Annotated in this window: 25 protein-coding genes; 12 read left to right on the top strand and 13 right to left on the bottom strand. The window is 62.0% G+C overall.

From position 1 onward, the window contains the following. Nucleotides 1-136 precede the first annotated feature (136 nt). From ACXAHG_RS14550 to ACXAHG_RS14530, 5 genes are all read right to left on the bottom strand, one after another. Nucleotides 137-658 carry a DUF3035 domain-containing protein gene (locus ACXAHG_RS14550; protein WP_475040290.1) on the bottom strand — a complete coding sequence of 174 codons (522 nt, stop codon included), beginning with the start codon at nucleotides 656-658 and terminating at the stop codon, nucleotides 137-139. A gap of 55 nt (nucleotides 659-713) precedes the next feature. After that, complete coding sequence (gene lspA / locus ACXAHG_RS14545) at nucleotides 714-1,196, bottom strand: signal peptidase II (protein ID WP_475040289.1); 483 nt, start codon at nucleotides 1,194-1,196, stop codon at nucleotides 714-716. Between the two features lie 14 nt (nucleotides 1,197-1,210). Beyond that, nucleotides 1,211-2,800: a bifunctional phosphoribosylaminoimidazolecarboxamide formyltransferase/IMP cyclohydrolase gene (purH, locus tag ACXAHG_RS14540; protein WP_475058405.1), complete on the bottom strand. Its 1,590-nt coding sequence runs from the start codon at nucleotides 2,798-2,800 to the stop codon at nucleotides 1,211-1,213. 24 nt (nucleotides 2,801-2,824) lie between these two features. Then, nucleotides 2,825-4,567, bottom strand: a complete 1,743-nt coding sequence (locus ACXAHG_RS14535) for a heparinase II/III family protein (RefSeq protein WP_475058402.1) — start codon at nucleotides 4,565-4,567, stop codon at nucleotides 2,825-2,827. A gap of 97 nt (nucleotides 4,568-4,664) precedes the next feature. Further along, on the bottom strand, nucleotides 4,665-5,927 hold the full coding sequence (locus ACXAHG_RS14530; RefSeq protein WP_475058399.1) for an RsmB/NOP family class I SAM-dependent RNA methyltransferase: 1,263 nt from the start codon (nucleotides 5,925-5,927) through the stop codon (nucleotides 4,665-4,667). A gap of 77 nt (nucleotides 5,928-6,004) precedes the next feature. Between ACXAHG_RS14530 and ACXAHG_RS14525 the strand changes: the two genes are divergently transcribed. Then, nucleotides 6,005-6,196: a DUF1674 domain-containing protein gene (locus ACXAHG_RS14525; protein ID WP_475058396.1), complete on the top strand. Its 192-nt coding sequence runs from the start codon at nucleotides 6,005-6,007 to the stop codon at nucleotides 6,194-6,196. A 142-nt stretch (nucleotides 6,197-6,338) separates the two neighbouring features. On the opposite strand, the gene dapB is transcribed toward ACXAHG_RS14525, so the two are convergent. Further along, nucleotides 6,339-7,148: a 4-hydroxy-tetrahydrodipicolinate reductase gene (dapB, locus tag ACXAHG_RS14520; RefSeq protein WP_475058393.1), complete on the bottom strand. Its 810-nt coding sequence runs from the start codon at nucleotides 7,146-7,148 to the stop codon at nucleotides 6,339-6,341. A gap of 86 nt (nucleotides 7,149-7,234) precedes the next feature. Between dapB and rbfA the strand changes: the two genes are divergently transcribed. Together rbfA and ACXAHG_RS14510 are read left to right on the top strand one after the other, a co-directional pair. Next, nucleotides 7,235-7,630 carry a 30S ribosome-binding factor RbfA gene (gene rbfA / locus ACXAHG_RS14515; protein ID WP_039162831.1) on the top strand — a complete coding sequence of 132 codons (396 nt, stop codon included), beginning with the start codon at nucleotides 7,235-7,237 and terminating at the stop codon, nucleotides 7,628-7,630. Beyond that, nucleotides 7,627-8,376, top strand: coding sequence for a phosphodiester glycosidase family protein (locus tag ACXAHG_RS14510; protein ID WP_475058390.1), 750 nt, complete (start codon nucleotides 7,627-7,629; stop codon nucleotides 8,374-8,376). The genes rbfA and ACXAHG_RS14510 overlap by 4 nt, the downstream gene beginning before the upstream one ends. 7 nt (nucleotides 8,377-8,383) lie before the next feature. Here ACXAHG_RS14510 and rarD read toward each other — a convergent pair whose 3' ends face one another. The 5 genes from rarD to mutM form a co-directional block, all read right to left on the bottom strand. Next, nucleotides 8,384-9,286 carry an EamA family transporter RarD gene (gene rarD / locus ACXAHG_RS14505; protein ID WP_475058387.1) on the bottom strand — a complete coding sequence of 301 codons (903 nt, stop codon included), beginning with the start codon at nucleotides 9,284-9,286 and terminating at the stop codon, nucleotides 8,384-8,386. A gap of 162 nt (nucleotides 9,287-9,448) precedes the next feature. Continuing rightward, nucleotides 9,449-10,852 (bottom strand): chromosomal replication initiator protein DnaA, encoded by a 1,404-nt coding sequence (dnaA, locus tag ACXAHG_RS14500; RefSeq protein WP_475040281.1) that lies wholly within the window; start codon nucleotides 10,850-10,852, stop codon nucleotides 9,449-9,451. Between the two features lie 548 nt (nucleotides 10,853-11,400). Further along, complete coding sequence (rpsT, locus tag ACXAHG_RS14495) at nucleotides 11,401-11,664, bottom strand: 30S ribosomal protein S20 (protein ID WP_475034080.1); 264 nt, start codon at nucleotides 11,662-11,664, stop codon at nucleotides 11,401-11,403. A gap of 275 nt (nucleotides 11,665-11,939) precedes the next feature. Beyond that, nucleotides 11,940-12,716: an enoyl-CoA hydratase gene (locus ACXAHG_RS14490; protein ID WP_475040280.1), complete on the bottom strand. Its 777-nt coding sequence runs from the start codon at nucleotides 12,714-12,716 to the stop codon at nucleotides 11,940-11,942. Nucleotides 12,717-12,779: 63 nt separating this feature from the next. Further along, on the bottom strand, nucleotides 12,780-13,631 hold the full coding sequence (gene mutM / locus ACXAHG_RS14485) for a bifunctional DNA-formamidopyrimidine glycosylase/DNA-(apurinic or apyrimidinic site) lyase (protein ID WP_475058385.1): 852 nt from the start codon (nucleotides 13,629-13,631) through the stop codon (nucleotides 12,780-12,782). Nucleotides 13,632-13,717: 86 nt separating this feature from the next. Between mutM and ubiE the strand changes: the two genes are divergently transcribed. From ubiE to ACXAHG_RS14465, 4 genes are all read left to right on the top strand, one after another. Then, nucleotides 13,718-14,470, top strand: coding sequence for a bifunctional demethylmenaquinone methyltransferase/2-methoxy-6-polyprenyl-1,4-benzoquinol methylase UbiE (ubiE, locus tag ACXAHG_RS14480; protein ID WP_475058383.1), 753 nt, complete (start codon nucleotides 13,718-13,720; stop codon nucleotides 14,468-14,470). A gap of 3 nt (nucleotides 14,471-14,473) precedes the next feature. After that, nucleotides 14,474-16,003 carry a 2-polyprenylphenol 6-hydroxylase gene (gene ubiB, locus ACXAHG_RS14475; protein WP_475058381.1) on the top strand — a complete coding sequence of 510 codons (1,530 nt, stop codon included), beginning with the start codon at nucleotides 14,474-14,476 and terminating at the stop codon, nucleotides 16,001-16,003. 138 nt (nucleotides 16,004-16,141) lie between these two features. Next, nucleotides 16,142-17,647 (top strand): ATP-binding protein, encoded by a 1,506-nt coding sequence (locus ACXAHG_RS14470; RefSeq protein ID WP_475058379.1) that lies wholly within the window; start codon nucleotides 16,142-16,144, stop codon nucleotides 17,645-17,647. Continuing rightward, on the top strand, nucleotides 17,616-18,005 hold the full coding sequence (locus tag ACXAHG_RS14465) for a response regulator (protein ID WP_475040275.1): 390 nt from the start codon (nucleotides 17,616-17,618) through the stop codon (nucleotides 18,003-18,005). The genes ACXAHG_RS14470 and ACXAHG_RS14465 overlap by 32 nt, the downstream gene beginning before the upstream one ends. A 45-nt stretch (nucleotides 18,006-18,050) precedes the next feature. Here the strand turns inward: ACXAHG_RS14465 and ACXAHG_RS14460 are convergent, their stop codons facing one another. Beyond that, nucleotides 18,051-19,226 carry an acetyl-CoA C-acyltransferase family protein gene (locus ACXAHG_RS14460; protein ID WP_475040274.1) on the bottom strand — a complete coding sequence of 392 codons (1,176 nt, stop codon included), beginning with the start codon at nucleotides 19,224-19,226 and terminating at the stop codon, nucleotides 18,051-18,053. A gap of 194 nt (nucleotides 19,227-19,420) precedes the next feature. Here ACXAHG_RS14460 and ACXAHG_RS14455 point away from each other — a divergent pair, with 194 nt between their 5' ends. From ACXAHG_RS14455 to ACXAHG_RS14445, 3 genes are all read left to right on the top strand, one after another. After that, complete coding sequence (locus ACXAHG_RS14455) at nucleotides 19,421-19,987, top strand: helix-turn-helix domain-containing protein (RefSeq protein WP_475058377.1); 567 nt, start codon at nucleotides 19,421-19,423, stop codon at nucleotides 19,985-19,987. A gap of 15 nt (nucleotides 19,988-20,002) precedes the next feature. Next, nucleotides 20,003-20,419, top strand: a complete 417-nt coding sequence (locus tag ACXAHG_RS14450) for a hypothetical protein (protein ID WP_475058374.1) — start codon at nucleotides 20,003-20,005, stop codon at nucleotides 20,417-20,419. 259 nt (nucleotides 20,420-20,678) lie between these two features. Then, the gene (locus tag ACXAHG_RS14445) at nucleotides 20,679-20,885 is read left to right on the top strand and encodes a cold-shock protein (RefSeq protein WP_271909071.1); all 207 of its coding nucleotides are present in this window, start codon (nucleotides 20,679-20,681) and stop codon (nucleotides 20,883-20,885) included. Between the two features lie 67 nt (nucleotides 20,886-20,952). On the opposite strand, the gene ACXAHG_RS14440 is transcribed toward ACXAHG_RS14445, so the two are convergent. Beyond that, complete coding sequence (locus tag ACXAHG_RS14440; RefSeq protein ID WP_475058372.1) at nucleotides 20,953-21,354, bottom strand: VOC family protein; 402 nt, start codon at nucleotides 21,352-21,354, stop codon at nucleotides 20,953-20,955. 161 nt (nucleotides 21,355-21,515) lie between these two features. Between ACXAHG_RS14440 and ACXAHG_RS14435 the strand changes: the two genes are divergently transcribed. Then, entirely contained in the window at nucleotides 21,516-22,700 is a 1,185-nt protein-coding gene (locus tag ACXAHG_RS14435; RefSeq protein ID WP_475058369.1) for a glycine C-acetyltransferase, read from the top strand. Between the two features lie 17 nt (nucleotides 22,701-22,717). Further along, nucleotides 22,718-23,746: an L-threonine 3-dehydrogenase gene (gene tdh, locus ACXAHG_RS14430; RefSeq protein WP_475058469.1), complete on the top strand. Its 1,029-nt coding sequence runs from the start codon at nucleotides 22,718-22,720 to the stop codon at nucleotides 23,744-23,746. Nucleotides 23,747-23,846 lie beyond the last annotated feature (100 nt).

Here is a 23,846-nt window from a genome sequence, read left to right as displayed (position 1 = left end):
CCCTTGCCCGGGGCAGTGCGGTTACTGCTCTTTTGCGTAATGCAGCCACAATTCGGCGCGCATTGCCAGCAGAAAGACTGCTGTCAACCTACGCTGCTGCTGGCGTCTTGCAAGATTGGCTGGCGGAAAAGTGAGTTCAGAAATCGCCAGGCGGCGGTGCGGACGGCGTGGCCGCGCCGGCACGGCGGTACTGCTCGTTTGCGGCGTGAGGATCCAGCGTCTGCTTCCTGTACAGCTGTTCATAACGGTCAACCGGGAACAGCTTGATCCGGCCCACGCGGCGGTTGCGGTGGCGGAACTTGGCATCCTCTTCGGCGACAGTTTCCCTCACGCCCGCCTCGACTCCATACCGGCTGGATGCCGTTACCAGGGCTGCATCGCTGGAGGGAACGCCGCTACCGGGCACCAATGCGCCGGGCTTGCCGCCAAGGGCGGCAACCGCTTCGGCCTGCGGGTTGGGGTCCGTCAGGTTTGCGCCGCCAGGCGTCGGCGCGGGCAGGCTGCTGAAGTTTTCAGGAGTGCTCAGCGGTTTGCTGGGCAGAACTAGAAATTCGTCAGGGCCGGTGCCGGGCTTCTGGATGAGCCGCAGCCCCTTTTGGCCGCACCCGGCCACTGCCAGCGCGCCAGCCAGAACCATCACTCCGAACGGGATCCGCATTGCCCCAAACTCCTGCCTGTTTCCCAGCGCTTTTAACGCAATTGCCTGACGAGGTCTACGCAGGCTTTTTATGCCGGCCGTCGAAGAAGATCAGCCCGGCTGCGCCGCCAAAGATAAATATATCAGCGACATTGAACACAAAGGGATTCTGGATGCCGCAGCAGGACGTGTTGAGAAAATCCAGCACATAACCGTAGAGCAGCCGGTCCGCGACATTGCCCAAGGCGCCGCCGATCACCAGCCCTGCGGATAGCTGCATGCCCCAGAACTTGCCTTGGCCACGCAGAATCCAGATCGCCAGCGCAGCGCAGATCACCAGCGACAGCGCAATCAGAATCCAGCGCGCGGCTTCATCGCCGCCGCCGAACAGGCCGAAATTGATGCCGGTGTTCTCGCCGTAGCGGAAATTCAGGAACGGCGGCAGCACGTCGATCCTGTGGCGCTGGTCCAGCCCCATCACATGGATCACCCAGTATTTGCTAGCCTGATCGGCCAGCAAGGAAAGGGCGGCGCCCCAGATCATGCAACGTGCTGCCATGTGCCCTGCTCTGCTTAGTGGCGGAAGTGGCGCATGCCGGTAAAGACCATGGCCAGACCTTTTTCGTTGGCCGCCTTGATCACCTCGTCATCGCGCATCGAGCCGCCCGGCTGAATGACGCAGGCACCGCCCGCGGCCGCCGCTTCCAGCAGGCCGTCGGCAAAGGGGAAGAACGCGTCCGAAGCCACGGCACAGCCCTTGGCCAGGCTCTCTTCCAAACCCAGCTCGGCGGCCATGCGGCCTGCCTTGGCCGCGGCCACATTGGCGCTGTCCAGGCGGCTCATCTGGCCTGCGCCGACGCCGACAGTGGCACTGTCCTTCACATAGACGATGGCGTTGGATTTGACGTGCTTGGCAACTTTCCAGGCAAACAGCAGATCCTGCATCTGGGCCTCGGACGGCGCCTTCTCGGTCACCACCTTGAGGTCGTCCATGCCGACGTAGCCGACGTCCTTGTCCTGCACCAGCATACCGCCTGCGACTTGCTTGTAAGCCGTGATGGCTTTGCGCGGATCGGGCAGACCGTCGGTCAGCAGCAGGCGCAGGTTCTTCTTGGCGGCAAAGATTTCCTTTGCCTCGTCAGATGCGCCCGGTGCAATCACCACCTCTGTAAAAATCTCTGTAATCTTGGCAGCTGTTTCCGCGTCCAGCGGCTGGTTGAGCGCCACGATACCGCCAAAGGCCGAGGTGCGGTCGCAGTCAAACGCCTTCTGGTAGGCTTCGGCCAGGGTCGCGCCCTTGGCCACGCCGCAGGGGTTGGCGTGTTTGATGATTGCCACGGCCGCGCTGTCAGACGGATCGAACTCCGCGGCCAGCTCATAGGCCGCATCAGTGTCGTTGATGTTGTTGTAGCTCAGTTCCTTGCCCTGCAGCTGCACTGCGGTGGCAACGCCCGGACGGTTGGAACCGTCGGTGTAGAAAGCCGCTTCCTGGTGGCTGTTCTCGCCATAGCGCAGGGTCTGTTTCAGCTCACCGGCAAAGGCGCGGCGGCGCGGGGTTTTCTCTTCGATCGCGGAGGCCATCCAGTTCGACACGGCAGCATCATAGGCCGCGGTGCGGGCATAGGCGGTCTGCGACAGGCGCTGGCGGAAGGCGTAAGAGGTCTGGCCGTCGTTGGCGTCCAGTTCAGCCAGCAGCGCGTCATAGTCCTGCACGTCGGTGACCACATTCACGAACAGGTGGTTCTTGGAGGCTGCGCGGATCATCGCCGGGCCGCCGATGTCGATGTTCTCGATCATCTCGTCATAGCCGGCACCGCGCGCCAGAGCTGCCTCGAACGGGTAAAGATTCACGACCAAGAGATCGATGGCGCCGATGCCGTGCTCGTCCATTGCGGCGACGTGGGTGTCATTGTTGCGCAGGGCCAGCAACCCGCCATGCACCATCGGGTGCAGGGTCTTCACCCGGCCGTCCATCATTTCCGGGAAGCCAGTGACTTCCGATACGTCCTTGACGGTGAGGCCGGCATCGCGCAGCGCCTTGGCGGACCCGCCGGTGGACAGCAGTTCAACACCGCGCGCAGCCAGCGCCTTACCCAGCTCAATCAGGCCGGTCTTGTCGGATACGGAAAGCAGCGCACGGCGTACGGGGTGAAGGTCGGTCATGGCAGGGCAGGTCCTTTTAAAGGCTCAGTCAAACGTCTCGGGTTCGTCCCGGTTCAGGTCTCGCACGGCAACCGCAGTCTCCTGCGCTTTGCTGAGCGTCCACCGGACGCGGGTGGCATATCCCATCGCCCGCCCGGATAAAACGATCTGCTTTGCCGCACGCGGCTTCAAGCGGGTCTTTTCCAGGAAAACGCTTGGCTCCAGCCGCAATTGGCAGTGCCCGTCATGGCGGAACACCCAGATTTCCCCGCTCTTGAGCGCCATGGATACTGCCGCGCCGCCCAAGTCAAGGGCTGCGTCCACTTCCGGATGCAGATGCAGACGGATGTCAAAGCCGACACCGCCATCCGGATTACTTGCGCTGGCCTTGTCAAAGCGGCGCTTTGCCGGGTCTTCCAGCGCCAGCAGCATGTCCTCCCCAGCCAGGGAACGGCCGTCAAAGGACAGATCCAGCGAACGGGCATGTGTCAGCCCGAAGTGAGCCGCATAGCCATTATGGCCACCCTGAAACCGGAAGCCCTCCGCAAGATCGCTCAGTTCCAACGGAACGTCATCCGGAGCCTCAATCAGCTCTTCATGGCCCGTCGTCCGGTGCGGCGCGGACAAACGGGCGCTGGAATGCCCTTCAATGCACAGCGTCGTGTGCGACGGCGTCGCCCGTCCGGCCCGGCGCCATTCCACACCGAAAGATTCACCGGACCCGCAGTTCACGACCAAGGGCCGCCGGCCGGATGTCAGCTCGAACGCCAGGGTAGATGCATGGCCGTTATAAGAAGCCTTGCCCTGGGGTGGCGCCGATGCATCAACAATCACCGAAGTGCGCCGTGCAGACAGCCGGGCAAAGCCCATTGCCAGCCCGTCCGCATGGCGCTCCGCCACATGGCTGGCCGCCAGTGCGTGGTCCAGCCGCCCTTCCAGCCCGCGGCCGCCACCATGAAACCGCGCCAGCCCGCCGTCGCTGTGGCGCAGGGTACGCAGGGTCGGTGCAATCCGTTCGATGGCAGCGAAATGGGCAGGCGGCACGGTACGGCCGGCCTCATGCAGGGCCGCAGCCGCCCAGGTCAGAAGGGTGAACACTTCCAGCAGCTCTTCCGGGTTGCGGGTCGGCAAGCCGCCCTGCCCGTCGATCTGGGTTTCACACTCCATCGCCAGCGCCCGGACTGCCGGATCTGCCAGTTCCTCCCTGCCCTGCAGGGCAAGCCCCGCATAGATCAAGCCGCACAACGCCTCGAACCTGGGCAACCCAGGAGCGGCCCCTTGCCAGCGCTGTGCCAGATACCAGGTCTGCTGCGCCAACGAGCCATAGAAGGCCTCGGTTTCGTCTTTCTCTTTGCCGCTCAGCAGGAACAGGGCGTGGTTGATCCAGCGGATCACCCGGCGTCCGGTCAGATCCGGGAGCCAGCCCAGCCCGCTGCCGCGCCCGTGCTGTTCTATCCAGCCCCAGACCCATGTCTGCGCCTTGAGCCGCGCCTTGAAATCCCCAACAGCCGCCAGATCGTCGAGCCAGGCAAACCCGTGCCGCTCCGCGTCAAAAGCGGCATCGGGCGCGGAAACCTCCCACAGGCCGGTATCCGGCGATTCGACCAGGTAGCCCGCAAACAGAAGGTTGCCCGCCACCAGCTGCCGCCCGCGGGCAAAACTGCCGATGGTGCGCGGCTCGGGCTGCGAGACAAAACCGGTCGCAGCCGGCTGGCTGCGCGCGCGCCAGGCGTAATACCGGTTCAGCAGCCGGGTGCCGCGGCCTGCCATTCTGTCATAAGTGGACATGCTCTGTTGCCTCACGCCGGGTTTGCCAGGGCGTTTTGGCAGGAGCATAGCGCGGGGTGCGGCTCAAGTCACCGGCGAATGCCGGGGACGCCCCGGGTCACGCGGATTTGCGCAAAAGGGCCATGTAGAAACCGTCCATGCTGCCGCGGTCGGTCCAGTAATCCGGGCGCAGGCGCAGGCCGCCTTCCTCGGTGATCCAGTCTGGCTCCACACCGGGCACCAGCAGCGCCTCGCGGTCTGCTGCCATCTCCGGAAACATGTCCAGCGCGTCCTCGACCTGGCATTCACCTTCATCCGGCAGCAGCGAGCAGGTGCAGAACATCAGCCGCCCGCCGGGTTTCACCAGACTCCAGGCATGGGTCAGCATCTGCGCCTGCAGCTCGATCAGCCCTCCGAACTCACTGCCATCCTTGGCCTGCGGCAGGTCAGGGTGGCGGCGAATGGTGCCGGTCGCGGAGCAAGGCGCGTCCAGCAGCACGGCGTCATACTGGCCGGTCTGCGCCAGCGCATCCCCTACGATCAGCTCCGCTCGCAACCCGGTGCGCTCCAGGTTTTCCCTAAGCCGGGCAACCCGGCCCTCCGAAACATCAACAGCCGTGACCTTGGCGCCTGTGGCCGACATCTGCATGGTCTTGCCGCCCGGTGCCGCGCATAGTTCCAGCACGTGTTCATCGGGCTGAACATTCAGAATGCGGGCAGGCAATGCCGCAGCAGCGTCCTGCACCCACCAATCGCCAGCTGTATAGCCTGGCAGAGCGGAAACCTGGCCTGCATTGGCGAGTCTGACAGAGCCGGTTGGCAGCATTTCACCGCCAAGTGCAGCAAGGTCTGCACCGGGCTTGCCTGTGATATCCAGCGGCGCGCCAGCGAGATGCGCAGCCTCCATGCCCAGCATCGCCTCTGCGCCCCAGGCCTGGACCAAGGGTTTCCGGATCCAGTTCGGCAGGCGCGGCGTGCGCAGCTTGGCCCATTCCGCCGGCCCTGCTTCAGCCACCCTGCGCAGTACCGCATTGACCATCCCCTTGAGCTGCCCATGGCGGCGGTGTTTGGAGATAATTGCCACCATCGCATTGACCACCCCATGCGCCGCGGCGCCGGAACACAGTTCCACCGTTCCCAGCCGCAAGACATTCATGACCGTCAGCGGCGGAGATTTCTTCAAGTGCTTTTTCAGAACCCGGTCAGCGCGCTCCAGGCTGCGCAGTGTCTCCACGGCCAGCCGCTGTGCGCGGGCGCGATCCTCTGGTGCCAGCTTCTCCAGCGCTCCGGCAGCATAGCATTCCGCCAACAGCCGCCCCTCTCCCAGCACCTGATCCAGCAAGTAGACCGCAGTGCGGCGGGCGTGGTTGGCATCGGACATGGGGCAACTCCTTGGGGCACGCCTTGTGCGCGCGGGACAGGGGCGTATATCATGGCCGAAGGATAAAGGAACCCGCGATGAGCGACGAGACAGCGCCTGTGAAGAAAGACCTGCCGCCTGCTGCCCGGCGCGCCCTGGCCGAGGCTGAGGAACGCCGCAAGGCTGCAGAAGCGCAGGAACCGCGCCCCAAAGAGCTGGGCGGCCGCGACGGCCCTGACCCCGCGCGCTACGGCGATTGGGAGAAAAAGGGCATCGCCATCGACTTCTAGGCGATGGTCATGGGGCGTCGCCCCCCTCGCAGGCAATGCCTGCTCACCCCCAGAGTGTTTTAGACAAAGAAGAAACCGTGGTTCTCTTTTGCTGAAATACTCCCGCCGGAGGCAGCGCCCCTTGAGGGCCGCTTTCTACAGTTCAGAGTCCCAGTACGTCCACCATGTCGTACTGGCCCGGCCTCTTGTCCTGCCCCCAAAGCGCGGCTTTCAGTGCACCGCGGGCAAAGATCGCGCGGTCGGTGGCCAGGTGGCGCAGCACGATTCGCTCGCCTGCGGCGGCAAACAGCACGTCATGCTCGCCCACGATGTCGCCGCCGCGGATAGCGGTAAAGCCGATGTCGCCGCGTTTGCGGGCGCCGGTGATACCGTCGCGGCCGGAATCGCGCACATCCGCCAGTTTAACACCGCGGCCTTCAGCGGCAGCCTCACCCAGCATCAGCGCGGTGCCGGAGGGCGCATCGACCTTGTGGTGGTGATGGGCTTCGATCACCTCGATGTCGAAATCCTCGTCCAGAGCTGCCGCGACCTTTTTGGTCAGCTGGGTCAGGAGGTTGACGCCGAGGCTCATGTTACCCGCGCGCACAATCACCGCGTGGCGGGAGGCCGGCTCCAGCTGGGCGATCTGCTCATCACTCATGCCGGTGGTGCCGATCACATGCACCGCGCGGGCCTGGGCTGCGAGCTTGGAAAAGGCCAGCGTTGCCTCGGGCGCGGTGAAGTCGATCACCGCTTGTGCCTTGGAGAAAGCTTCCAGTGCATCCGCGGTCACGGTGACACCAACCGGCGCGCCGCCCATTGCTTCGCCCACGTCGCGACCGACCCAGCCGTGGCCCTCGCGCTCGACCGCGCCTGCCAGCGTGGCCTTATCGCTTTCCAGCACCGTTTTGATCAGCATCTGCCCCATACGGCCCGATGCGCCGGTGATCACGATCCCTGGTTTATGAGTCATTGGCCAATTCCCTTGTTCAAGCTGGATTTGTCCTACAGTGCCGGGCAGCGCTTGGCAAAGGCTGCGATCCGGCATAGATCGGGAATATGGCTAAGAATAAATTCCATGACGGCCCCGGGCCTTCGCAGCGCCAGCTTCGCGTCGGCGAACTGATCCGCCGCACTCTCTCCGAAGTGCTGGCGCGCGGCGATGTACATGACCCGGACCTGAACCGCATGTCGATCACCGTGGGGGAGGTGCGTACCTCCCCGGACTTGAAAATCGCCACCGCCTTTGTGCTGCCGCTGGGCGGCAAGGGGCAGGAGGACGTGCTGAAACTGCTGGCCCGCAACAAGGCTGAGCTGCGCCGCAGTGTCGGCAAGAAGCTGGGGCTGAAGTTCACCCCCGATCTGCGCTTCCGGCTGGACGAGACCTTTGACCAGATGGATGACACCCGCCGGATGCTGTCCCAGGACGCGGTGCGCCGCGACGTGGAAGAGTGATCCGCCGGGCCGGATTGCTGCTGGCCGCGCTTTGGGCCGCTCCGGCGGCAGGCGCGGTCGAGTGCAGCGATGCGGCCTACGGCGGCAACCGGTATTCGATCTGCGAGGTGGATGCGTCGCATGAGCAGCTTCGGCTGTTTCTGCGCGATGGCGAGGGCCAGGTTTATGGCCATTTCTCTACCCTGAATGAAGCACTGGCGGCGGACGGCAAGGCCCTGGTCTTTGCCACAAATGCCGGCATGTATCACGCCGACCGCTCCCCCGTTGGCCTCTACGTTGAGGACGGCGATCAGGAGATGCGGCTGGTGACCAATGCAGGCCCCGGCAATTTCGGCCTGCTGCCCAATGGGGTGTTCTGCATCCGCAAGGGCCGGGCCGATGTGTTTGAAACGCTGGTCTTTGAAAAATCCGCCCCGTCCTGCGCCTATGCCACTCAATCCGGGCCGATGCTGGTGATTGATGGCGAATTGCACCCGCGTTTCCTGCCCGATTCGGACAGCTATTATGTGCGCAACGGCGTTGGCACCTCAGCGGATGGCAGCCGGGTTGTCTTTGCCATCTCGCGCAATGCGGTGACCTTCCACCAGTTCGGCAGCCTGTTCCGGGATCACCTGAAGCTGCCCAATGCGCTGTATTTCGACGGTAACATCTCGCGCCTGCACGCGCCGCAGCTGGGACGCAGCGATGCCGGTTTCATGATGGGACCGGTTGTGGGTGTGGTTGAGGACGCGCCCGCGGGCGAGTAATCAGGCTCTAACCCGCCCGTTTGCGCATCTGCTGCAGCATCGGCGCCGTGTAGATCACCAGCGCCGCCCAGATCATTGGGAAGGCAATCATCCGGGCCCGGCCGAATTCCTCGCCAAACAGCAGCACTGCCGCCAGCATGATCATTGTCGGTGCAATGTATTGCAGAATTCCCATCGTCGACAGCCGCACCAGCTTTGCCCCGTTCGCATAGACGATCAACGGAACCGCGGTAACCACGCCGCAGCCCAGGAGGAGCGCGGTATCGGAGAGAGAGGCGCCGATATTGCTGCTGCCGGTGACAGTAAGATACCCAAAGTAACCGAGCGCAGGCGGCAGAAGAATCAGCACCTCCAGCAGGAAGCCCTGGTTGGGGCCGATCGGCAGGGATTTCTTGAAGAAAGCATAGAATCCCCAAGTCAGGGTCAGACTGACCGCAACCCAGGGCACCCGGCCCGCCTCCAGCGTCAGCACAACCACCGCAGCTGCCGCCATGGCAACAGCTGCCAGCTGCGCCTTGCTGAGCGGCTCGCGGAGCAGCAGGGCACCCAGAGCAATGCTGAAAAGCGGGTTGATGTAGTAGCCAAGCGCGGCATCCAGCGCGCGTCCTGCAGCGATGGACCAAACATAGATCCCCCAGTTGACGGAGATCAGCGCCGCAGTGATGCAGGCCATGCCCAGCATCCGCGGGTTCCTGAGCGCCGCGCGCAGGTCCTTGGTCCGGCGCAGGATAATCAGCAGCGCCCCCGCCACCGGCACCGACCAGATCACCCGGTGGGTGACAATCTCAGCTGCAGGGATATGCGATAGCGCCTTCATGTAGAGCGGCAGGAACCCCCACAGCAGATAGGCGGTGATGGCAAAGGCCAGCCCGCGGGGGGTGTCCATGTTTTCAGGGGTTTGCTGAGTCATGCGGCGCTCCTGTGCAGGGCGCCGTTATGACCGGTTTTGCGCGGCTTGAAACTTCGTTTTCTGTGATACCGGGCATTCAGCGGTGTTATGGGTAACGCCAACGCAACAAAAAACGGCTCCGGAAACCGGAGCCGCAAGTCATATTTTGGGGTCGGATGCGCGTCAGGCTTCCAAGGACCGGCGCAGCATTTCCACGTCTTCGGCGATCTGCCCGTCGGTGAGCTTCAGCTCCTCAATGCGCTTGACGCCATGCATCACGGTGGTGTGGTCGCGCCCGCCAAAGCGGCGGCCGATTTCCGGCAGGCTGCGGCTGGTCAGCTGCTTGCACAGATACATCGCCACCTGGCGCGGGCGCGCATAAGAACGCAGGCGCTTTGGGCCGATGATGTCGGACATGCGGATATTGTAGTACTCCGACACCTTGCGCTGGATCTCCTCGACGGTGATCTTGCGCTCAGAGGCGCGCAGCACATCTGCCAGGCAGTCCTGGGTCAGGTCCATGTCGATCTCGCGGCCGACCAGCGAGGCAAAGGCGAACAGCCGGGTCAGCGCGCCCTCGAGCACACGCACGTTGGTCGAGATCCGGTGCGCCAGGAACTCCAGCACGCCGTCGGCAATGCGCAGATCCGGGTAGGTCTCGCGCTGCTGCTGTACTTTGGTCTGCAGGATGCCCAGACGCAGCTCATAATCGGTCGGATGCAAGTCTACCACCAAACCGCACTGCAGGCGGGATTTCACCCGGTCCTCCAGGTCCTTGATCTCCCCCGGGGCGCGGTCGGCCGAGATGATGATCTGCTTGTTCTGATCCACCAGCGCGTTGAAGGTGTGGAAGAATTCCTCCTGCGTAGAATCCTTGCCCGCGATGAACTGGACGTCATCCACCATCAGCACGTCGACCGAGCGGAACAGGTGCTTAAAGTCCATCATCTTGCGCTCGCGCAAGGCCTGCACAAAGCGGTACATGAACTGCTCTGCGGAGAGATACAGTACGTTCAGATGCGGGTTCTTGTCCTTCAGCTCCCAAGCAATGGCGTGCATCAGGTGGGTCTTACCCAGGCCCACACCGCCATACAGAACCAGCGGGTTGAAGGTCACCGGACCGCCCTCGCCGACACGGCGGGCAGCAGCATGCGCCAGCTCGTTAGGCTTGCCGACAACAAAGCTGTCGAAGGTAAATCGCGGATCCAGCGGCGCGGCCTGCAGAGCCTCCAGGGTGTCTTTGCCCGAAGAAGAGGCCGCAGGCGCGGTCATCACGGCCGCATCGCCGTCAGCGCTGCCATAGGCCTCAGTCCCAGCGGCAGGTTCTGCCGGGCGCGCGGGGCTGTTGGCCGCGACCCGGAAGGCCAGGCGCTGTACTGGCTCGCCAGACATGGTCAGCTCATGCAGGATAAGGTCTGCAAAGTTCTGGCTGACATAGTTCCCCATGAAATTCGTAGGCACTTTGAATACGGCCACACCGCTGTCCACGGCATCAAATTCCAGGGGTTCAATCCAGGTTGTAAAGTTGTTCTGGCCAACCGTTTTCAACAGCCGGTTCCTGAGCTGTCCCCATTTTTCTTCTGTCATGCTGCGCCTCACGCGTCCCCAAAAAGCAGCGGTCCATTTCGCCGGACCAATTCTATCGTTACCCCCAACCACCCGGGGGCCGTTCACGCACAGGGTTATCGTGTGCGGACCATTGCTGGCCGCATTGCCCGAAGGCTTCTCGTTCGTCTGGAACAGCAAAAACTGCCGCTGAAAGCGGCGGATCAGCCGTTACGAACAGTGTCGCACACAATTGAGACAAGGCTGCTGTCCAAAAACGATACAGCAGTGGATTCCGGCCAGATCCGTGCACCGTAGTGCCGTCTGTGCCGGACAACCTGACCATCTTGATGCCCGTCAAGATAGCCGCGAGCAGCCTGTCCCCCCAGCGAGTGAATCGCTGACTTATTGGTAGCAATTTGAGGGGGGCGGCAGCAACGAAACTATGATGTTGACTCTGTCTTTGGCCGCAAAGAATCTCTCGCGCCTGCAGAACTCCGCCTAGGCTTTCCCCAAAAAACAAGGCGCTGCAATCTGCAGCGCCCTGACAACTTTTCACTGGCCCGTGAGCCTGCTCAGCGGAGCGAATCTCAGCCCAGCGCCTTCACGCGTGCGGACAGGCGGGAAATTTTGCGGGAAGCGGTGTTTTTGTGATACACACCCTTGGTGACGCCGCGCATCAGTTCGGGCTGAGCCGCGCGCAGAGCAGCGGTTGCAGCTTCCTTGTCGCCGGACGCGATGGCTTCTTCAACTTTACGCAGGTAGGTGCGGATGCGCGAACGACGGGCTTTGTTAACGGCAAAGCGCTTTTCGTTCTGACGTGCGCGCTTCTTGGCCTGGGGCGAATTTGCCATGGTGTCTAACCTTATCTTCGGGTTCTGTTTCTATCGGACGCAATGCCAGCCAGCCCCGGATCAGCCACCGGTGTGATTCTAGCCAAAGCGGGCTGCACGCGCATGTATGAGGGCGGCGTTTACCCAACTCCGTGCAGAATTGCAAGGGCGCCGGCCCGGAAAGCAAAACGGCGGGCCGGGCGGCCCGCCGTTTCGTGTCTTCTGTAACAGGCCGGGCCTGGGGCTCTGCCTGTTCCGCCCAGAAACCATCCCCCGGACAGTTTCCGAGACGGGCCTCACTTGTCGCGGAACTGCGCCTCGCGCTTTTCCAGGAATGCGGCCATGCCCTCTTTCTGATCCTCGGTCGCAAACATCGAGTGGAACACCCGGCGCTCAAACAGCAAGCCCTCGCTCAGCGGCAGCTCATAAGAGCGGTTCACCGCTTCCTTGACCGCCATCGCGGTCAGCAGGGATTTTTCAGCGATCTTATGAGCCGCCGCAGTGGCTTCTTCGATCAGTTTCTTTGCCGGAACCACACGCGAGACAAGCCCTGCCCGCTCGGCTTCCTCGGCGTTCATGAAGCGGCCCGTCAGGTTCATGTCCATCGATTTGGACTTACCCACGAAACGGGTTAGGCGCTGGGTGCCCCCAATGCCCGCAACAACACCCAGATTGATTTCAGGCTGGCCGAATTTGGCGGTCTCTGCAGCAATGATGAAATCGCAGAGCATTGCCAGCTCGCATCCGCCGCCCAGCGCATAGCCTGCAACAGCCGCAATGACCGGCTTGCGGATTGCTGAGATGCGGTCATTGGCATCGGCAAACAGATTGGTGGAAAACACTTCGGTAAAGCTCAGCTCCGACATCTCCTTGATGTCGGCACCGGCAGCAAAGGCCTTCTCCGAACCGGTCAGGACAATGCAGCGCACCTTGTCGCTGGCATCGGCCTCTTCCAAAGCATCGCAGAGCTCGCCAATGAGCTCCTTGTTGAGAGCGTTCATCGCCTCCGGGCGGTTCAGCTTGATAAGGCAAACGTGGTCCTGCACATCGACGTTGATCGTCTCGTAGGCCATGATTTCTCTTTCGGTTGTTCCGTTCAATCCTGAGTCCTTACCAAAAGGGTCCTTCTGATCAAGCTATCTTTGGCACTTTACACAGTAGAAGGTGGAGCGCCCCGATTGGGTGATTCTGGCAATTGACCCGGCGCAACCTTCGCGCCGGCACGATTCACCCTCGCGCCCGTAAGCATCAAAACTGTGCTGAAAATATCCAAGTTCACCAGAGGCTTGCCTGAAATCCTTGAGCGATGAGCCGCCCGCGCGGATGGCATCCTGCAGCACCTGGCGGATGATCGGCACCAGCGCCGCCACCCGATGCGCGGCAATCTGCCCGGCTTTGCGGCGTGGCGAAATTCCCGCACGGAACAGTGCTTCGCAGACGTAGATGTTACCGAGACCTGCAATGATTCCCTGATCCAGTAATGCGGATTTCACCGGCGTGTTACGCCCCTTGAAGGCAGCCACCAGGTGATCCTCGTGGAAATCATTGCCCAAGGGCTCCGGCCCCAGCACCGACAGGAGCTTGTGGGATTCGGCCGTCGCGGTTTCCAGCAGATCCATCGCCCCGAACCGGCGCGGATCGTTGAAGGTGATGCGGGCGCCGTTGTCCATGTCCAGCACCACATGGTCGTGCTTTTCCGCCTGCGGGTGCTCATGGGCAAACTGCCCCAGCGGATCGCCAGACACCGTCATACGTCCCGACATGCCGAGGTGAATGAGCAGAGTCTCATCTGTGTCGAGATCGGCCAGGATGTATTTCGACCGCCGCCGCAGCGCATTGACCTTTGCCCCGGTCAGCCGCTCTGCCATCCTTTCCGGAAACGGCCAGCGCAGATCCGGGCGGTTCACGGACGCCTTTGTGATCACCGCCCCCTCCATCGCAGGCGCCAAACCGCGTTTCACCGTCTCGACCTCGGGCAATTCTGGCATTACACCCCTCCTGAACCAACGGGCCGCATTGTGCCTGCCCCACAGCGCCTTATAACAAGGGCGAAACTCAGCAAACGGCAAGCCTGATGAGCAACACGAGCGACAACACCACCCATTTCGGGTTCGAAACCGTCCGCGAGGAGGAGAAGGCAGGCCGCGTGCAGGGGGTCTTCAACTCGGTCGCCTCGAAATACGACATCATGAACGACGTGATGAGCGTCGGCATCCACCGGGTCTGGAAGGACGCGATGATGGACTGGCTGGCGCCGCGCCCCGGTCAGCGGCTGCTGGATGTGGCAGGCGGCACCGGCGACATTTCCTTCCGCTTCCTGAAACGCGCCGGCCATGGCCATTCCACCGTGCTGGACCTCACCCGCCCGATGCTGGAAGAGGGCCGCAAACGCGCCGAGGCCGAGCAGATGGCCGACAGCCTTGATTGGGTCACCGGCGATGCGATGAAGCTGCCGTTCAAGGACAACACCTTTGACGTCTACACGATCTCCTTCGGCATCCGGAATGTGACCCGCCCGCAGGAGGCGCTGAACGAAGCCTACCGGGTACTGCGCCCCGGCGGGCGGCTGATGGTGCTGGAGTTCTCGCAGTTGCCGAACGACGGGCTGCAAAAGCTCTATGACCTCTATTCCTTCAACGTGATCCCGCGGATGGGGCAGATGATTGCGGGCGACTACGACAGCTATCAGTACCTGGTGGAATCGATCCGCAACTTCCCCGACCAGGAAACCTTCCTGGGCATGGTGAAGACAGCGGGTTTTGAGAACGCCAAATACCGCAACCTGTCGATGGGCATCGCCGCCCTGCATTCCGGCTGGAAGATCTGATCCATGCGCGGCCCTCATAATATCCTGCGCCTGATCCGCACAGGCGCCACCTTTGAGCGCACTGGCGCCATGCATTCGGTGCTGGAGGCGTTCGAGGCGCCCAAACCCCTCCGGATGCTGGCGCGGGCCTTAGGCTGGCCGTTCAAATGGCTGGGCTACAAGGGCGACCCCGCGATGCCGCCGGAAACCCGCGCCCTGAACGCGCTGGGGCCTGCCTACATCAAGTTCGGGCAGGTTCTCTCGACCCGGCCTGACGTTGTGGGCAAGGATCTGGCCAACCAGCTGCGCGTGCTGCAGGACAAGCTGCCGCCGTTCTCCCGCGCCGAAGCGCTGGCCGAGGTGGAAAAGGAACTGGGCCGCCCGGCCTCGGAAATCTTCTCGGACTTCAGCGACCCTGTGGCCGCCGCCTCCATCGCCCAGGTCCACCGTGCCACCCTGGCCGAGACCGGCGAGGAAGTGGCGGTCAAAGTGCTGCGCCCGGGCATCGAGCGCGCTTTCAACAAGGACGTGGACGCCTTCTATTTCGCCGCCCGCATCGTCGATCTGTTCGCCCCCGCTGCCCGCCGCCTCAAGCCGATGGATGTGATCGAACATTTCGACGGCGTTGTGCAGGGTGAACTGGACCTGCGGCTGGAAAGTGCCGCGGCTTCGGAATTTGCCGCCAACACCGCCAAAGACGAAGGCTTCCAGCTGCCGGAAATCCGTTGGGCCTATTCCGCCCGCCGGGTGATGACCATGGGCTGGGCCGACGGCATCGCGCTTGGCGACAATGACGCGCTGGATGCGGCAGGCCACGACCGCAAGATCCTGGCCGACCGGGTGCTGTCATTGTTCCTGCGCCACGCGCTGCGCGACGGTTTCTTCCACGCTGATATGCACCAGGGCAACCTCAAGGTGGCAAGCAATGGCGACATCATCGCCTATGACTTCGGCATCATGGGCCACATCGACGAATACACCCGCCGGGTCTATGCCGAGATCCTCTATGGCTTCATCAAGCGCGACTACAAACGCGTGGCCGAGGTGCATTTCGAGGCCGGCTACGTGCCCGCCAACCGCGACGTCGATGAATTCGCCCGCGCCCTGCGCGCGGTGGGGGAGCCGATCTTCGGTATGGACGCCTCGCAGATCTCCATGGGGCGGCTGCTGAATTATCTGTTTGAAGTCACAGAACGGTTCGGCATGGAAACCCGCACCGAGCTGATCCTGCTGCAGCGCACCATGGTGGTGGTCGAAGGTGTCGCGCGCTCGCTCGATCCGCATATCAACATCTGGGAAGCCGCCCGTCCGGTGGTCGAGGATTACATCAAAAAGTCCATCGGCCCGCGCGCTGTGGCCTCCGACCTGCTGGAGACAGCCAAAGTCATGGCCCGCTTCGGTCCCCGCCTGCCCGCATTGGTGGAGCAGGCGCTGATCGCACAAGCCGCACAAAACGGAACCCCTGTTCGCAGCCCGCACAGCTGGGTTGTTCCAGCCGCCCTGGGTGCAGCTGGCGGCGCGGCGCTCTTTGCCGCTATTGCGCTATTGGCTTGAATGATTGCGGCGCGGCGGCAAACGGGCGGTCAGCGCGCGCTATGGCCTGTGGCGGAATTCGACAACACTCCCGCATAGATTGCAGATTTAAGGTGTGACGGAATTGCCCGCCGCCGGAACCCGCGCTAGGCGTTGATGATGCGGTCTTTCTTCTTTCAAAACCGCCTCAGCCTCCGGCTTGTGGTTGCGTCTCTTATTATCAGCTCCGTGCTGTCGGTCTTCGCAACCGGGCTGCAGCTGTACTTCAGCTACGCGTCGCAAAAGCGCGATGCCGTCGCAGGCCTTCAGCTTGTCGAGGAAACACTGGCAGATCCCCTTTCCAGAGGTCTTTGGGAATTCAACCTGGAGATTGTCCAGGCCATTCTGGAGGGCGTTACCGCCAGCGACTTTATCAAGGCAGTGGCGCTTGATGCACCCACGGGTCATGCATGGCATCTGGGCGAACCGGAGCCAGGACAATACCAGGAAATCTTTCCGCTGATCTACACCGAGCCGCAGGGAACAGCGCATCAGGTAGGTGTGCTGAGGTTTTCTCTCGATTTCAGCACAATAAACCAGCGAATCTGGTCACAGCTATGGACGACCCTGGCATCTAACATTGCCAAGGCTTATCTGGGCGCCCTTGGGCTGCTGCTGCTTTTTCACCTCATGATTGCACGGCATTTGCGTAAAATTGCACATCATATTGATGCTGCAGCCGCCGCACCAGCTCACCATAATCTTCGCCTGCAAAGAAGGGCGCCTGAAAAGCCCGACGAACTGGACAAAATCACCGGTGCGTTCAATGACTATGAAGCACGTATCCTGCATCATCTTGCAGCGCTGGAAACCGAGGTTCACGAGCGCAAACAAGCGGAGAATGCCGCACGGGAAGCCCTGTCCATCCGGACTGCGTTTCTGACCACTGTAAGCCACGAGATCCGCACCCCATTGAATGCAATACTGGGTATCTTGCACCTTATCGAGATCATGCAGGAGAATCCCCCGAAGACACGTCAGCACGCGCGTACTGCACTCGCCGCTGGGCAGAACCTTCTGGAAATGCTGACAAATACGCTGGAAGCTGCCCGCCTGGAGGCGAAGGCAGTTGAGGTCAGGCCGGTCCGGACTGACATGCGGACACTTTCAAACCACTGGCTGGAGACCACACGCGCTGCGGTCCACCGGCGCGGGAAAGGCGATTGTGTCAACGTCACGCTGCACCTGCATAGCAACCTGGCTGAACATTACCTCCTGGATGGGGCACGGCTGTCACAAGTTGTAGGCAACCTGACCGACAATGCCGCGAAATTCACGAGTCACGGGGAAATCGCCATCAGCATCGAACAACGCGGGGAAAACACTTCAGATCAACCGGTATCAATTGCGGTTTCTGTCAGAGACACCGGTATAGGAATTCCGCAAAACACCCGTAAGATGATTTTCGAACGCTTCAGCCAAGTTGACCACGGGCTGAAACGGCAGCATGATGGCAGCGGGCTTGGCCTGGCTATTTCCTCGGAAATTGCGGAGTTGATGGGGGGCTCATTGGATATTCTCGAACACCCCACGAACGGTTTTGCCACAGAGTTTGTGTTTCTGATCCCAACCGAAACAATAGCGGAACAAGCTGATGAACAACCCACGAAAAGTCCTGCTTGTTGAGAACGACGAGTTTACCCGGTACATGATGCGCGAGATCATCGTGGCACTGGGCGTGGATGTGGAGATTGCCGAGGACGGGCAGGAAAGCATCGACATTCTAACCAGCTCACCGAACGAATTCGGTCTGGTTCTCATGGACCTTCACATGCCCCGGGTATCCGGCATCGAGGCCGCACGGCGGATCCGTTCCGCACCGGCTGATCCGCCAAAGGGCGTGCCGATTGTCGCAGTCACAGCTGATGTGAGCTATCACGATGATGCTGTGGTCAAGGATCTGGGCATGAATGGTTTTGCATCCAAGCCCGTCACTCCGGGCCAGTTGCTGAATCTGATCGACCAATACTGTTCAGCCGCCTGAGCCGCCCCGCGTGACGAGCAGGGGACTTCCCCTGCCCCGCTTTTGTTATAGGCGCTCAATCGCTATCGCGATGCCTTGACCGCCACCGATGCACATTGTGATCAACCCCTTTGAGCCGCCGGTCCGTTCCAGTTCATACAGCGTTTTCAAAGTGATAATGGCACCAGTGGCGCCCACCGGGTGGCCCAGCGCGATGGCGCCGCCGTTGGGGTTCACCTTGGCCGGATCCAGCCCCAGCTCCTTGTTGACCGCCAGCGCCTGAGACGCAAAAGCCTCGTTGGATTCGATCACATCGAAATCGCCCGCGGACAGGCCGGTTTTCTCCAGCAGGCTGCGCACGGCAGGCACAGGGCCGATGCCCATCACCTCCGGCCTTACCCCGGCATGGGCATAGCCCAGAATCCGTGCCTTGGGTTTCAGCCCGGCCCGTTCTGCCGCGGCTGCCGTGGCCAGCACCATGGCGGCGGCGCCGTCGTTAATTCCGCTGGCATTTCCGGCAGTTACCCGGCCGTCCTTCTGGAACACCGCGCGCAGGCCCGCCAGCGCCTCCGGGGTGGTGGCCTTGGGGTGCTCGTCCACTTCGAACGGCACCAGATCGCGCTTCACCTTCACCTCAACTGGCGTGACCTGGGACTTGAAATACCCGGCCTCAATCGCCGCTGCGGCACGGGTCTGGCTGGTGAGGGCAAATGCGTCCATCTGTTCGCGGGTAATGCCGTGCTCATCGGCGACATTCTCAGCCGTTACGCCCATATGGCCGGTGCCGAAGGGGCAGTTCAGCGCGCCCAGCATCATGTCGAGCGATTTCACATCGCCCATCTTGGCACCCCAGCGGCTTTGCTGGAGGATATAGGGGCTGCGCGACATGTTCTCAGCCCCGCCCGCCAGGGCGAACTCTGCGTCGCCAAGGGCAAGCGATTGATAAGCCGAGACAATTGCCTGCACGCCGGAGCCGCAGAGGCGGTTCACATTCATTGCCGGCACCACGTCCGGGACGCCTGCCTGCATCGCCGCAACCCGGCTCAGGTACATGTCGCGGGGTTCCGTGTTGATGATGTGGCCGAACACCACATGGCCGATCTGGCCGCCCTCCACCCCGGAGCGTTCAAGTGCTGCCTTGGAGACGGTGGCAGCCAGGTCGATGGGGGCCGTGCCCGCCAAGGCGCCGCCGAAAGTGCCGATGGCGGTGCGGGCGCCGTCCAGGATCACGATGTCGGTCATTGTCTCATTCCTCCTCAGGTCCAGCGCCACTATGCACCCGCAGCATGGGCCTGTCTGCCCGGACGTGCCGTCATTGAAACGCTGCGTCACCACCCGTGCACCCCTTGTACACCCCCTGTGCACCGCCGCGGCGCAGCATCCGCGTTTTGCCAGAGCATTTGACAAATCCGCCCCGCCGGCGCAGAGAATCCGTCATGACGGAAAACACAGACGATATCCTGACCCTGCTGCCCGCCCGCCTGAAGGAGGCGCGCCGCGCCCAGGGCCTGAGCCTGGAGGCGGTGGCGAACCTGTCGGGCGTCAGCCGCTCGATGGTGAGCCAGATCGAGCGCGGCGAAAGCTCCCCCACCATTGCGACGCTGTGGAACCTAACGCGCGCACTGCAGGTGGATTTTGCCGGGCTGCTGGAAGCGGGCGACATGCAGGACCGGATCGAGGTGCTGCGCGCGAGTGATGTGCCCAAGATCGAGAACATGGGCCAGGGCTGCCGCATCCGCATCCTGTCGCCGCCGGAGGAAGCCGGGGGGCATGAGGTCTATGACATCCGTTTCGACCAGGGCGGCGCGCTGGTCAGCCAGCCCCACACCCGCGGCGCGGTGGAGCAGATGACGGTGCTGGAAGGCGAGATCGCGGTGAGTTCCGGCAATGCCAGGGACCAGCTGCAGGCCGGCGACACCGCCCGCTATGCCGCCGACGTTGCCCATTCGATCACCGCGCCCGAGGGGCCTGCGCGGGTGTTTCTGATTGTGAAGAATGCATAGGCTCGGCTCCCAAGAATGAAGATAACAGATAGTGATCTAACTGCACTTCTTGAGCTCCTTAGTGATTTAGAGAATTCTGAGCCTCCTAGCAGAGAGGCCGTTCTGAAAAAAAGAAATGCTCGCCCCGACTATTCCAACATGTCAGATGAAGGCCTAGCCGAGTTCTTTAGACAGAATGAACTTACCCGAAAGGGAACCACTTTCTCCCTGTTCCAGAAAAGGTTGGGAGAAGAATTCTTAGGGCAGATTAAAGATGATCTAGGCGAAAATGTCCGGTTTGTTCGTGGAATTCTTCGGGATCAAGCGGAGTACGGAACGTGGCCTGCGCCAGCTTATGCTGGTAGAATTGGTGTTATTCTGCGCAAAGCGAAACAACGTAAGCTAAGTGATCGCTTTGATGCAGCATATGACAAGCATGTAATCAAGAATTAGAGACCCGTTCCGGAATGCCACCATAGGGACACCCGGAGTATGTCCTAGGCGGCTGCGTCGGCAAGAATACCCCGCCCTTACCCTTTTATGCACATTCCCCTTGAACGACTCGGGGGTCCGGCCCATATGTGGACCGCTAACGTTATTCTTGTCGATCCACTGTCTCCCGTTTACCGGCGCTTTCAGTCTCTCGATCCAGACCGACTACGCCAGGCTGCCGCACTTCCGCGGGCAGCAAAAACTCTAGGAGACTACGGATATGGCCACCGGCACCGTAAAATGGTTCAACACCACCAAAGGCTACGGCTTCATCGCGCCCGAGGGCGGCAGCAAAGATGTGTTCGTGCACATTTCCGCTGTTGAGCGTTCCGGCCTGACCGGCCTGGCAGACAACCAGAAAGTCACCTTCGACATCGAGCCCGGCCGTGACGGCCGCGAGTCGGCGGTGAACCTGGAACTGGTGTAAGCCAGACAGCTTTGCTGATTGGAAGCGCGGCTCCCGAAAGGGGGCCGCGTTTTCTTTTGGGCCGGCGTCAGCCCTTGTTCTTCTCATCCCAGAGCTTCGGCTCCCACAGCTCCACCTTGTTGCCTTCCGGGTCCATGATCCAGGCGAAGCGGCCGTTCTCATGGGTGTCCGGGCCTTTCAGGATGGCAATATCTGCGTCCGTGAGCTGTGCGATCATCCCGTCCATATCGTCGATCCGGTAGTTGATCATGAAACCGGCGGTGCTGGGGGCAAACCAGGTGCCGTCCGCATCGGCAGTGCTCCAGACGGTGAGGCCGCCGTCCTCTGCGGTGTCGTCCTGCCAGTTCAGGACTGCGCCGCCGAATTCCTGCAGGTCCAGCCCCAGATGGTCGCTGTACCACTTTGCCAGCGCCCTGGCATCGCCGCGTGCCTTGATGAATACCCCGCCAATTCCTGTGACTCCGGCCATCCCGTGCCCTCCCTGATGCAGGGGCAGATAGTCCGGTTTGGCGGATTTTCACCTGCCGCATCCAGTTTGACGGATTTTTTTCCGCAATGATGAAATCCTGTATTCCGGAAACACATCCGCTATGCTAGACACGCGACTCGAGACACCAAGGGAGTTTGCGCATGTCCACTGCTTTTCTGACCGACATCTCCAACACGCTGGCCCAGATCGAGGGCGAGGGGCTGTACAAGCGCGAGCGAATGATCACCTCCCCGCAGGGGGGCGAGATCACGGTTGGCGGACGTGAGGTGATCAACCTGTGCGCCAACAACTATCTGGGTCTGGCGGACCACCCGGCGCTGATCCAGGCGGCCAAGGACGCGATGGAGCCGAAGGGGTTCGGCATGGCATCGGTGCGCTTCATCTGCGGCACCCAGGACATTCACCGGGAGCTGGAGCAAAGGCTGGCCAAGTTCCTGGGCAAGGATGACGCGATCCTGTTTGCGGCCTGTTTCGACGCCAACGGCGGTTTGTTCGAGCCGCTGTTGGGGCCGGAGGATGCGATCATCTCCGACAGCTTGAACCATGCCTCGATCATCGACGGCATCCGGCTGTGCAAGGCCAAGCGCTACCGCTACCTGAACAGCGATATGAACGATCTGGAGGCCTGGCTGAAACAGGCCCGCGAGGATGGCGCGCGGCATATTATGATCGCCACCGACGGCGTGTTCTCGATGGACGGCTATCTGGCCAAGCTGCCGGAGATCCGGGCGCTGGCCGACAAATACGATGCTATCGTGATGGTCGATGACTGCCACGCGACTGGCTTCATGGGCGCGACGGGGGCCGGCACGCCGGAGCATTTCGGGGTGGACGTGGATATCGTCACCGGGACATTGGGCAAAGCACTTGGGGGGGCCATCGGCGGTTATATCGCGGGGCCGCAGCCAGTGATCGACCTGCTGCGGCAGCGGGCGCGGCCCTATTTGTTCTCCAATTCGCTGCCGCCATCCATTGTTGCTGCCGGGCTGGAAGCGATCCGGCTGGTGGAAGAAGGGGACGGGCTGCGACTGCGGCTGTTCGAGAATGCGAAATACTGGCGCGCGGGGCTGGAAGGCTTGGGCTTTGACCTCTTGCCCGGTGAGCATCCGATCATCCCGGTGATGCTGGGCGAGGCGCAGCTGGCGCAGGATATGGCAGCGCGGCTGTTTGACGAAGGCGTCTATGTCTCCGGCTTTTTCTTCCCGGTGGTGCCGCGCGGCCAGGCGCGGATCCGGACGCAGATGAATGCGGCGCTCACCAAGGAAGAGCTGGACCGCGCGCTGGCGGCATTCGGCAAGGTTGGCAAGGAACTGGGAGTGATCTGATGAGCCGTCCGAACACGATGAAGGCGCTGGAGAAAAGCCATCCCAAGGAAGGCCTGTGGATGATGCAGGCGCCGGTGCCGGAGATCGGCCCCGACGAGGTGCTGATCAAGGTCAGGAAGACCGGCATCTGCGGCACCGACATTCACATCTGGAACTGGGACGAATGGGCGTCCCACACCGTGCCGGTGCCGATGATCACCGGCCATGAGTTTGCCGGCGAGATTGTTGAGATCGGCCGCAATGTGGAGGATCTGCAGGTCGGCCAGCGCTGCTCCGGCGAGGGGCATCTGATCAAGACCGACTCGCGCCAGAGCCGGGCCGGCAAGTTCCATCTGGACCCGGGCACCCGCGGCATCGGGGTGAATGAGCAGGGGGCCTTTGCGCAGTATCTGAAACTGCCGGCCTTCAACGTGGTGCCGCTGCCGGAGGATATCCCGGATGAGATTGGCGCCATTCTCGACCCGCTGGGCAACGCGGTGCATACGGCGCTGAGCTTTGACCTGTTGGGCGAGGATGTGCTGATCACCGGCGCGGGCCCCATTGGCATCATGGCGGCGGCGGTGGCGAAACATGCCGGCGCGCGGCATGTGGTGATCACCGACATCAACCCGGACCGGCTGGCGCTGGCGGAACATGTGGTGCCGGCGGTGCGCGCGGTGAACGTGGCGCAGGAAGACCTGCAGGATGTGGTGCACGAGTTGGGCCTGAAACAAGGGTTTGACGTCGGGCTGGAGATGTCCGGCAATCAGGCGGCGCTGGACCAGATGGTGGAGGCGCTGGTGATGGGCGGCAAGATTGCCCTGCTGGGCATTCCGCCGGGCAAATCGCCGGTGGATTGGAGCCGCATCGTGTTCAAGGCGATCACCATCAAGGGGGTCTACGGGCGCGAGATGTTCGAGACCTGGTACAAGATGATCGCAATGCTACAGAACGGGCTGGATGTGAGCCGGGTGATTACCCACCGGTTCGGCGTTGAAGAGTTCGCCGAAGGCTTTGCGGCGATGAAATCAGGCTCCAGCGGCAAGGTGGTGCTGGACTGGACGTAAAGCCACGTTAAGTCCGTATGTCTCCTTGTGCGGCGCCAGCATCATTAGTCTGGCGGCGTCACAGAGGAGGCGGCCAGATGAAGATCACATACGTTGGCTT

The sequence above is a fragment of the Leisingera sp. ABD4_442 genome (assembly GCF_056160905.1).
This window is presented reverse-complemented; position numbering and strand designations above follow the sequence as displayed.